10 protein-coding genes are annotated in these 9,609 nt (G+C 69.5%); 5 read left to right on the top strand and 5 right to left on the bottom strand.

The window, feature by feature from the left end:
• Positions 1–1,340, bottom strand: a 1,340-nt coding sequence (glnS, locus tag AC1D12_RS15220) for a glutamine--tRNA ligase (protein WP_477841274.1), incomplete at its 3' end; no start/stop codon positions are given.
• Between the two features lie 206 nt (positions 1,341–1,546).
• Between glnS and AC1D12_RS15215 the strand changes: the two genes are divergently transcribed.
• Positions 1,547–1,954, top strand: a complete 408-nt coding sequence (locus tag AC1D12_RS15215; protein ID WP_477827229.1) for a hypothetical protein — start codon at positions 1,547–1,549, stop codon at positions 1,952–1,954.
• Positions 1,955–2,094: 140 nt separating this feature from the next.
• Entirely contained in the window at positions 2,095–2,535 is a 441-nt protein-coding gene (locus AC1D12_RS15210) for a hypothetical protein (RefSeq protein ID WP_477827230.1), read from the top strand.
• Here the strand turns inward: AC1D12_RS15210 and AC1D12_RS15205 are convergent, their stop codons facing one another.
• From AC1D12_RS15205 to AC1D12_RS15195, 3 genes are read right to left on the bottom strand one after another with little or no spacing between them, the layout of a single operon-like run.
• Positions 2,536–3,369 (bottom strand): LytR/AlgR family response regulator transcription factor, encoded by an 834-nt coding sequence (locus AC1D12_RS15205; protein ID WP_477827231.1) that lies wholly within the window; start codon positions 3,367–3,369, stop codon positions 2,536–2,538. It abuts the gene before it with no gap.
• The gene (locus AC1D12_RS15200) at positions 3,366–4,430 is read right to left on the bottom strand and encodes a sensor histidine kinase (RefSeq protein ID WP_477841272.1); all 1,065 of its coding nucleotides are present in this window, start codon (positions 4,428–4,430) and stop codon (positions 3,366–3,368) included. The genes AC1D12_RS15205 and AC1D12_RS15200 overlap by 4 nt, the downstream gene beginning before the upstream one ends.
• Before the next feature lie 35 nt (positions 4,431–4,465).
• Positions 4,466–4,621 carry a hypothetical protein gene (locus tag AC1D12_RS15195; protein WP_477829208.1) on the bottom strand — a complete coding sequence of 52 codons (156 nt, stop codon included), beginning with the start codon at positions 4,619–4,621 and terminating at the stop codon, positions 4,466–4,468.
• Between the two features lie 205 nt (positions 4,622–4,826).
• Here AC1D12_RS15195 and AC1D12_RS15190 point away from each other — a divergent pair, with 205 nt between their 5' ends.
• The gene (locus AC1D12_RS15190) at positions 4,827–6,548 is read left to right on the top strand and encodes a M14 family metallopeptidase (RefSeq protein WP_477841270.1); all 1,722 of its coding nucleotides are present in this window, start codon (positions 4,827–4,829) and stop codon (positions 6,546–6,548) included.
• A gap of 4 nt (positions 6,549–6,552) precedes the next feature.
• Here AC1D12_RS15190 and AC1D12_RS15185 read toward each other — a convergent pair whose 3' ends face one another.
• Positions 6,553–8,118 (bottom strand): helicase HerA-like domain-containing protein, encoded by a 1,566-nt coding sequence (locus tag AC1D12_RS15185; protein WP_477827899.1) that lies wholly within the window; start codon positions 8,116–8,118, stop codon positions 6,553–6,555.
• Between the two features lie 91 nt (positions 8,119–8,209).
• Between AC1D12_RS15185 and AC1D12_RS15180 the strand changes: the two genes are divergently transcribed.
• Both AC1D12_RS15180 and AC1D12_RS15175 read left to right on the top strand, forming a co-directional pair.
• Positions 8,210–8,935 carry a YebC/PmpR family DNA-binding transcriptional regulator gene (locus tag AC1D12_RS15180; RefSeq protein ID WP_047505587.1) on the top strand — a complete coding sequence of 242 codons (726 nt, stop codon included), beginning with the start codon at positions 8,210–8,212 and terminating at the stop codon, positions 8,933–8,935.
• Between the two features lie 10 nt (positions 8,936–8,945).
• On the top strand, positions 8,946–9,609 hold a 664-nt coding region (locus AC1D12_RS15175), incomplete at its 3' end, for a phosphoribosylamine--glycine ligase (RefSeq protein WP_477841268.1).

Genomic DNA, 9,609 nt, shown 5'->3' with positions numbered 1-9,609 from the left:
GCGTAGTCGTCGCGCTCGATCCACAGCTCGGGGCCGAGGCCGAATTCGCGCTGGCCGAGCTCGGGCACGTGCGGGTGCGCCGGTGCGTGGCAGGGCTCGATGTGCGCGGCGCTGCCGAACACCTCGGCCCAGTTGACGAGCTTCAGCTTCACCGGATCGATCACCGTCATCGCGCGCGCCGCCTTGCCTTCCAGGTCGTCGCGCAGCGCGCCCTCGAGCGTGCCGTAGTCGATCCAGCTGTAGTCGCGCGTCACGCCGATGCGTTCGCAGAACAGCTGGATCGCCGCCGGCGTGTAGCCGCGGCGGCGCAGGCCGGCCAGCGTCGGCATGCGCGGGTCGTCCCAGCCGTCGACGTGCTTCTCGTCGACCAGCTGCTTCAGCTTGCGCTTGCTGGTGATCACGTAGGTCAGGTTCAGCCGAGCGAACTCATGCTGGTGCGGACGCGGCTGCGCGAGCAGGCCCAGGCCGCACAGCGTGTCGAGCAGCCAGTCGTAGAACGGGCGCTGGTCCTCGAACTCCAGCGTGCAGATGCTGTGCGTGATCTGCTCGAGCGCGTCCTCGATCGGGTGCGCATAGGTGTACATCGGGTAGATGCACCAGGTGTCGCCGGTGTTGTGGTGTGTCGCGCGCTTGATGCGGTAGAGCGCCGGGTCGCGCAGGTTGATGTTCGGCGACGCCATGTCGATCTTCGCGCGCAGCACCGCGGCGCCATCGGCCAGCTTGCCGTCGCGCATCTCGCGGAAGCGCGCCAGGTTCTCGGCCGGCGTGCGGCTGCGGAACGGGCTGTCGGTGCCGGGCGTGTTGAAGTCGCCGCGCGTGGCCTTCATCGCGTCGGCGCTCTGCTCGTCGACATACGCGTGGCCGGCGCCGATCAGCGCCTCGGCCGCGCGGTACATGAACTCGAAGTAGTTGCTCGCGTAGAAAAGGTGGTCGACCGGCGCGCCGTTCACGTCGCTGCGCCAGTCGAAGCCCAGCCACTTCACCAGCTCGATGATCGCGTCGACGTACTCCTGCTCTTCCTTCTCGGGGTTGGTGTCGTCGAAGCGCAGGTGGCACACGCCGCCGAAGTCGCGCGCCAGCCCGAAGTTCAGCCAGATGCTCTTCGCGTGGCCGACGTGCAGGTAGCCGTTCGGCTCGGGCGGGAAGCGGGTGCGGATGCGCGCCGCGTCGAGCGGCCCGCCGGCCTGATGGGCCGCGTCACCGGGGGAGCCAGCGAAATGGCGACCCGCGTAGCGTCCCTGGTCGAGGTCGCGCTCGATGATCTGCCGCAGGAAATTGGTCGGCCGAACGTCGGAGGCGGCGGACTCGCCGGGCGATGCCTTGCTGTGGGGGTCGCTCATGAAATGGGCTGGGGATTCAAGGGGTTGGGGCGCTGCGCAGGGCTGCGAAGCGTGAATTCATTGTAGTTCCCGCCCCTGGATGCACGCCGGTCGTCTGCAAGTCGTGATTATTCTCACGCTGTCTTGTATCTGGTTGTATCCACCCCCGCGAGCAGAGGGGCGCTGCGCCCTTTTCAGCGGCGGGACGCAGTCGAACAATCGGTGCCATGAACAGACCACCCCGTTCGGTGAACTCCGGTTTCGATTTCACGCCCAGCCAGACCGGCTGGATGGCCACCGCGCCATCGGCACTGATGGACGGGCCGTTCGGCCTGCAGGTCCGCCCGCCGCCACCGAAGCGCGCGCCCCAGCATGTCGGCCTCAGTGGCATCGCCGAAGAATGGCTTGCATCCTTGCCRCCGCGCTACCAGCCGCTGAGCACGGCGCAGCGCCACCCGCACGTCGTCAATCGGTTGGCCGCCTTGTGGGAGAAGCCGCTCAGCCTGCCGGCCTATTTCGACGAACTGCTGCTGAGCGATCGGCCGGGCCGCGCCGGCTTCTCGTTCGAGGTGCTGACCGAACTCGGCGACCTGCGCTCGCTGCTGGAACTGGCGATGCACCGCGCCCGTCAGTAAGGCGAGTCTGGCGGCCAACTTAACCTTCCAGAAACCTGCGGCTTACCAATCGACACGGAAACCGGTCTTCGCGCGAACACGTTGTGACGTTGTAGACCCATGACGCTGCGATCGCAGTGTCTGGAACACAGGAGTTCACGATGTTGAATCGCAAGACCCCGTTCGTCGCCGCGCTGGCCCTGGTGGGTGCGCTGGCCACCGCAGGCGCGCATGCCGCCAATGTGCAATGGTCGATCGGCGTCAACCTGCCGCCGGTGACCACCGTCGTCTCGAGCGGGCCGGTGTATTCGCAGCCCGCGTATTCACAACCGGTCTACGCCGAGCCGGTCTACGTGCAGCCGGCCTACTACGCGCCGGCACCGGTCTACGTGCAGCCCGCGCCGGTGGTGGTCTATCGCCCGCGCCCGGTCTATCGTCCTTACCCGGTGTACCGCCCTTATCCGGTCTATCACACGTATCCGGTGGTGCGGCCGGTGCCGGTGGTGGTGCCGCGCTGGGACGGGCGCCATGACCACCACGACCATGACGGTCGCCGTGACGACCGCGGTGGGCGCGACGGCCGCGACGGCCACCGCCACTGATCACATCGGCTTGAAGAGCTGCGCGTAGAGCCGGCTCACCGCGAGCCGGTCGGCGTGGCCGCGCAGGGTCAGCGTGACCTTGCCGGCCTCGTCGCGCAGCGCGGTGGCGATGGCGTCCGAGCGCACCACGGTGCCGCGGTGGATCTGCCAGAAACGCTGCAGGTCGATCTGCGGCAACAGTTCGCGCAGCGAGATGCGCACCAGGTACTCGCGCTCCAGCGTGACGACCCGCACGTACTTGTCGGCCGCCTCGAAATACAGCACGTCGACCACCGGCACCAGGTGGATCGCGTTGCCGACGGCGGCCTGGATCACCGTCAGCGGCGCGCCAGGTGTCGTGGGCGCCGCAGGTGCGGTCGGCCCACCGCTGCCGAGCAACTGGCGCAGCTGGTCGATCGCGGCGTCGATCGCGCCGCCACCGCCTGAGGCCCGCTGCGCCAGCACGGCCTGCACCCGCGTGCAGGTCTGCGCCAGGCGGGCCGGCTGCACCGGTTTCAGCACATAGTCGACCGCGGCCTGCTCGAAGGCCTGCAGCGCGTACTCGTCGTAGGCCGTCACGAACACCAGCGCCGGCAGCGGCCTGCCGTCGTCCGGCCAGTCTTCGGCGATGGCCTGTGCGGCTTCCAGCCCGGTCATGCCGGGCATGCGGATGTCGAGGAACAGCAGTTGCGGCCGCAGCGCCAGCGCCTGCTGCACCGCGGCTTCGCCATGCGTGACGCTGGCGACGATGTTCAACGCCGGCCATAGCGCCCGCAGCTCGGCCTTCAGGTTCGCGGCGAGCAGCGGCTCGTCCTCGGCGATCAGCGCAGTGGCCTGCATTCCGGTGATGTTCATGCGGTCGGGCTCCAGGGCAGTCGAACGGTGGCGAGCGTGCCGCCATCGGCATCGGCCGCGCCTGCCAGCGTCAGCGATGCGGCCTCGCCGTACAGCGTGGCCAGGCGCTGGCGCACGTGCTCCAGGCCGAAATGCGTGCCGTCGGCCGGCGTTGCGGAGAGGCCCGCGCCGGTGTCGCGCACGGTCAGTACGAGGGCGTCGCCGTCGCGCCGGGCGCCGACGAGCAGCCGGCCGCCGTCGACGTGCGGCTCCAGCCCGTGCTTGATCGCGTTCTCGACCAGCGGCTGCAGCAACAGCGGCGGCACCGGCTGCGCGGCCAGTTCGGGCGGCAGGTCGAACGCGGGCTGCAGCCGGTCGCCCATGCGGACCTTCATCAGCTCGAGGTAGTCGCCGACCCGCGCGAACTCGGCCGACAGCGGATGCAGCGTCGCCCGCGAGGCCGACAGCGTCGCGCGCAGGAAGGCGATCAACTGGTCGAGCATCGTCTGTGCGCGCGGCGGGTCGAGCGCGATCAGCACGCGCAGGTTGGCCAGCGTGTTGAACAGCATGTGCGGCTCGAGCTGCGATTCGAGCAGCTTCAGCTGGTTCTCGGCCGCATCGCGCTGCGCGGCGGCCAGCTGGCGCAGCCGCATCTGGTCCTTGCCGCGGGCGTAGAAGAAGAACGAGATCGCCGCGCTGACCGCGATGCACATCAGCAGGTAGCTCAGCATCGCGCGCGGCGCCATGCGCCACATGTCGAGCAGCGGCCGGTCGTTCAGCGCATCGCCGATCGTGCTGCCGGCCAGGTAGCCGAGGAAGATCGCGCCGCCCTGCAGCGCGAACCGGCGCCAGCCTTCGGGCCAGCCGGTCTGCGGATTGATCTTCACGACCAACCGCCCGAAATCCATCAATGCCCAGATGCTCAGGCCGATCGCCTGCGAGTAGATCATCTGCACCTGCCACGGGCCGGACCGGTTCAAGGCCAGCACGAGGCCGATGAAGCTGTTGAAGCCGACGACCATCAGGCCGTGCTTCAGGAAATCGTGCGGCCGGATGGCGGTGTTGTCGAGCGGGGGCGGCATCGGCGGATTGTGCGGCAGGCGATTCGGGTTCAAGCTCAGGCGGCGCCATGGACCAGCGCGACCCCGCGCGCGAAGGCCGGTTGCGTGCTGAGCATCTGGCGCGGCAGCGTCTGCCACAGGCCGAGGGCGACCAGGCCGGCGAGCAGGCCCCAGGCCCACAGCGGGGCGTGTTGGACGATGGCGAGGAACATAGGGTGTCTCCGTGGCGGGTGGGTCGATGGCCGCACTGTGCCGGCGCAGCCCGCCGCGGCCCAGCGCGCTGCGACGAAGCGGCGCCTGCCGGCGCGAACGGCCGGCCGCGCGGCGTGAATGGACGAGGGAGGGACGAGGGCGGGGCGGGGGAGGCCGCGGCCGCCGGTATAGTCAGCGCCGCCCAAGCGTCCAACGGAGACCCGCATGTCCTCTTCCACCCCGCTGTCGCGCGCCGCCGCCGGCCTGTCGCTGCTGGCCGTGACGGCGTTGCTCGGCTGCAGTTCGCCGATGCCCGCGTGGACGCCCGCCGGCGGGCCGCCGATGCCGCCGGCCAAGCGGCCGACCCCGGCCGTGCCGGCAGCGACGCCCGTGCCGGCCGCCGAAGCGCCGCAGCCCGCGCCCTACAACGACGCGGTGGCGGCGCGCTTTCCCGAGCCGGCGGTCGATTTCCGCACGCCAGCCTTCCAGCCCGGCCACCCCGGTTTCACGACCAATGCCGAGCTGCAGGCGGTGCTGCGCGAGATCGTGCATGGCGGCCGCAACGCGACGCTGCTGCCGCTGGGCAGTTCGCAGTCGGGCGTGCCGCTCGAGGCGATCCTCTTCACCCGCAACCCCGACATGTCGCCCGCCGCCGTGCTGAAGAGCGGCCGGCCGACGGTGCTGCTGGTCGGCCAGCAGCATGGCGACGAGCCGGCCGGCGCCGAGGCGCTGATCGTGCTCGCGCGCGAGCTGGCCGGCGGCAGCCTGCAGGACCTGCTGGAGCGCATCAACGTCGTGGTCCTGCCGCGTGCCAACCCGGACGGCGCGCAGGCGCAGCGGCGCGTCACCGCGAGCGGCATCGACGCCAACCGCGACCACCTGCTGCTGCGCACGCCCGAGGCGCAGGCCCAGGCCCGGCTGGTGCGCGATTTCCAGCCGGTGCTGGTGGTCGATTCGCATGAGTACACGGTGGTCGGYCGCTTCCTCGAGAAGTTCGGCGCGGTGCAGCGCTTCGATGCGCTGGTGCAGTACGCGACCACCGCGAACCTGCCGGAGTTCATCACGAAGGCCTCGGAGGAATGGTTCCGCCAGCCGATGCTCGCGAGCCTGAAGCAGCAGGGGCTCAGCTCCGAGTGGTACTACACGACCTCGGTCGACGTGAACGACAAGAAGATCTCGATGGGCGGCACCCAGCCGGACACCGGCCGCAACGTCAACGGGCTGAAGAACGCCGTCAGCATCCTGATCGAGACGCGCGGCGTCGGCATCGGCCGGCTGCACCTGAAGCGACGCGTGCAGACGCACGTGGTCGCGATCGGCAGCTTCCTGCGCAGCGCGGCCGACCGCTCGGCCGACCTGGTGAAGCTGCGCCAGTACGTGGATGCCGACGTGGCCGCGAAGGCCTGCCAGGGTGAGGCGCTGGTCGAGGCTGGCCCGACGCCCAGCGAATACACGCTGCAGATGCTCGACCCGGCGACCGGTGCCGACAAGGCGCTGGTGGTGAACTGGGATTCGGCGCTCGAGCTGCAGCCGCTGAAGACCCGCCCGCGCCCCTGCGGCTACTGGCTGGCCGCCGACCAGGGCGACGCGGTGATGCGGCTGCGCACGCTGGGCGTGCGGGTCGAGCAGGTGGCTGCGATGGGCGTGATGCAGGGTGAGACCTATGCCGAGACCAGCCGCGAGAGCGGTGCACGCCAGGACGTGCGCGGCACCATCGCCGACGGCGGTGCGGTGGTGCATGCGCAGGTGCAGCTGAGGCCGTCGCTGATGGACGTGCCGATCGGCAGCTACTACGTGCCGCTGAGCCAGCCGCTCGCCAACCTGGTGATCGCGGCGCTGGAGCCGGACACGCAGAACAGCTTCTTCGCGAACGGCATCATCGGCAACGTGGCGAGCGAGGCACGCGTCACCGCGGTGCCGGGGGTGAAATTGAACGTGTTGCCGTGACGCCTCATCGGCGCTTGCTGCCGCCGAGCAAGCTGCCCAGCACGCCGCGGATCAGCTCGCGGCCGACGCTGGTGCCGATCGTGCGCACCGCTGATTTCGCCATCGTCTGCGCCAGCCCGTCGTGCTTGCCGCCGCGCGGGCCGGTGCTGCCGAACAGCACGTCGTTGAGCATGCCACCCCAGCCGCTGCCGGCTTCGGCGGGTGGCTGGCCGGCGGTCGGCGTGGGCATCGGGGTGGACGTGGATGTCGGTGAGGACGTCGACGACGGGGCAGGGCGCCCCGCATCGGCGCTCGCCACGCCGCGCCCCTTCAACTTCTCGTACGCCGACTCGCGGTCGACCGCCTTCTCGTAGACCCCGGCCACCAGCGAACTCGCGACCAGCGCTTTGCGCTGGTCGGACGTGATCGGCCCGATCTGGCTGCCCGGCGGCAGCACGAACACGCGCTGCGTGACGCTCGGCCGGCCCTTCTCGTCGAGCAGGCTGACCAGCGCTTCGCCGACCCCCAGCTCGGTGATCGCCGTCTCGATGTCGAGCCCCGGGTTCGCCCGCATCGTGCTCGCGGCCGACTTGACGGCCTTCTGGTCGCGCGGCGTGAAGGCGCGCAGGGCATGCTGCACCCGGTTGCCGAGCTGGGCCAGCACGCTGTCGGGGATGTCGAGCGGGTTCTGCGTCACGAAATAGACGCCGACGCCCTTGCTGCGCACCAGCCGCACGACGAGCTCGATGCGCTCGACCAGCGCCGCCGGCGCCTCCTTGAACAGCAGGTGCGCCTCGTCGAAGAAGAACACCAGCTTCGGCTGCTCCAGGTCGCCGACCTCGGGCAGTTGCTCGAACAGCTCGGACAGCATCCACAGCAGGAAGGTCGCGTACAGGCGCGGCGCGTTCATCAGCTTGTCGGCGCTCAGCACGTTGACCACGCCCTTGCCATCCACCGACTGCATGAAATCGGCAATGTTCAGCATCGGTTCGCCGAAGAACCTGTCGCCGCCCTGCTCGTCGATCTGCAGCAGCCCGCGCTGGATCGCGCCGACGCTGGCGGCGCTGACGTTGCCGTATTCGGTGGTGAACTGGCTCGCGTTCTCGCCGACGTGCTGCAGCATCGCGCGCAGGTCCTTCAGGTCGAGCAGCAGCAGCCCGTTGTCGTCGGCGATCTTGAACACCAGGTTCAGCACGCCGGCCTGCGTTTCATTCAGCGCCAGCATGCGCGCCAGCAGCAGCGGGCCCATGTCGCTGACGGTGGCGCGCACCGGGTGGCCCTGCTCGCCGAACACATCCCACAGCGTGGCGGGGCAGGCGGCCGACGCCGGGGCGTCGAGCCCACGTTCCTTCAGGATGGCGGCCAGCTTGTCGCCGACCTTGCCGGCCTGCGTGATGCCGGTCAGGTCGCCCTTCACGTCGGCCATGAACACCGGAACGCCCAGTTTGCTGAAGTTTTCGGCCAATGTCTGCAGCGTGATCGTCTTGCCGGTGCCGGTGGCGCCGGTGATCAGGCCATGGCGGTTGGCCAGCGCCGGCAGCAGGAAACACTCCGCCTTGTCGTGCTTGGCGATCAGGATCGGCTCGGCCATGGGAGTCTCCGGTGGGCGGACAAGTAAAATTGCAGTCTATCCAAGAACATTGCCCACCCGGCTGCCGGCGTGGGCCCTCAGAGGAGCCTTCATGGCCGGACATTCGAAATGGGCCAACATCCAGCACCGCAAGGGGCGTCAGGATGAAAAGCGCGGCAAGATCTGGACGCGCGTGATCCGCGAGATCATGGTCGCCGCACGCCAGGGCGGCGGCGACGTCAAGGAAAATCCGCGCCTGCGGCTGGCGGTCGAGAAGGCCAAGGCCGCCAACATGCCGGCCGACACCGTCAAGAAGAACATCGACAAGGCCACCGGCAACCTCGAGGGCGTCAGCTACGAGGAGATCCGCTACGAGGGCTACGGCATCGGCGGCGCCGCGGTGATCGTCGACTGCATGACCGACAACCGGGTGCGCACCGTCGCCGAGATCCGCCACGCCTTCAGCAAGTACGGCGGCAACCTCGGCACCGAGGGCTCGGTGGCCTTCCAGTTCAAGCACTGCGGCCAGTTCGTGTTCGCCCCCGGCACCAGCGAGGACAAGGTGATGGAAGTCGCCCTCGAGGCCGGTGCCGAGGACGTGGTGACCGACGACGACGGCGCGATCGAGGTGCTGTGCGCGCCGCCCGATTTCGAGGCGGTCAAGGCGGCGCTCGAGGGCGCGGGGCTGAAGCCAGACGTGGCCGAGGTCACGATGCGCGCCGAGAACACCATCGAGCTGAGCGGCGAGGATGCGCAGCGCATGCAGAAGCTGCTCGACGTGATCGAAGACCTGGACGACACGCAGGATGTCTTCCACAACGCCGTTCTGGGCGAATGAGAGTGAACGCATGAAAGTTCTGGTGATCGGTTCGGGCGGGCGCGAGCACGCGATGGCCTGGAAGCTCGCGCAATCGTCGAAGGTGCAGGTGGTCTACGTCGCGCCGGGCAACGGGGGGACCGCGCTCGACGCGCGGCTGAAGAATGTCGCGATCACCGATGTCAAGGCGCTGGCCGACTTCGCGGTGGCCGAGAAGATCGCGCTGACGGTGGTCGGCCCCGAGGGGCCGCTCGCGGCCGGCGTGGTCGACGAGTTCCGCGCGCGCGGGCTGCGCGTGTTCGGCCCGACGCAGGCCGCCGCGCAGCTCGAGAGCTCGAAGGCCTTCGCGAAGGACTTCATGCAGCGCCACGGCATCCCGACCGCGCTGTACGCCACCTTCGACGACCCGAAGGCGGCGCATGCGCACGTCGACAAGCACGGCGCGCCGATCGTGATCAAGGCCGACGGCCTGGCGGCCGGCAAGGGCGTGGTGGTCGCGATGACGGCGGCCGAGGCGCATGAGGCGATCGACTGGATCCTCGGCGCAGGTGATGGCAAGAGCGGGGACAACCGTCTCGGCGTGCAGCACAACGCCGGCGTCGCGCGCGTCGTGATCGAGGAGTTCCTGCAGGGTGAGGAAGCCAGCTTCATCGTGATGTGCGACGGCAGGAACGTGTTGCCGCTCGCCACCAGCC

It is taken from the genome of Rhizobacter sp. P1_G5 (assembly GCF_056405435.1).
Note: the sequence above shows the minus strand (reverse complement) of the source record. Positions and strands in the feature narration are given on the sequence as shown.

Coding starts and splice junctions, on each gene's coding strand:
- AC1D12_RS15200 (WP_477841272.1), bottom strand. CDS start 4,430: ATGCCGCCCCCGCTCGACAACACCGCCATCCGGCCGCACGATTTCCTG.
- AC1D12_RS15205 (WP_477827231.1), bottom strand. CDS start 3,369: ATGAACATCACCGGAATGCAGGCCACTGCGCTGATCGCCGAGGACGAG.
- AC1D12_RS15180 (WP_047505587.1), top strand. CDS start 8,210: ATGGCCGGACATTCGAAATGGGCCAACATCCAGCACCGCAAGGGGCGT.
- AC1D12_RS15195 (WP_477829208.1), bottom strand. CDS start 4,621: ATGTTCCTCGCCATCGTCCAACACGCCCCGCTGTGGGCCTGGGGCCTG.
- AC1D12_RS15210 (WP_477827230.1), top strand. CDS start 2,095: ATGTTGAATCGCAAGACCCCGTTCGTCGCCGCGCTGGCCCTGGTGGGT.
- AC1D12_RS15185 (WP_477827899.1), bottom strand. CDS start 8,118: ATGGCCGAGCCGATCCTGATCGCCAAGCACGACAAGGCGGAGTGTTTC.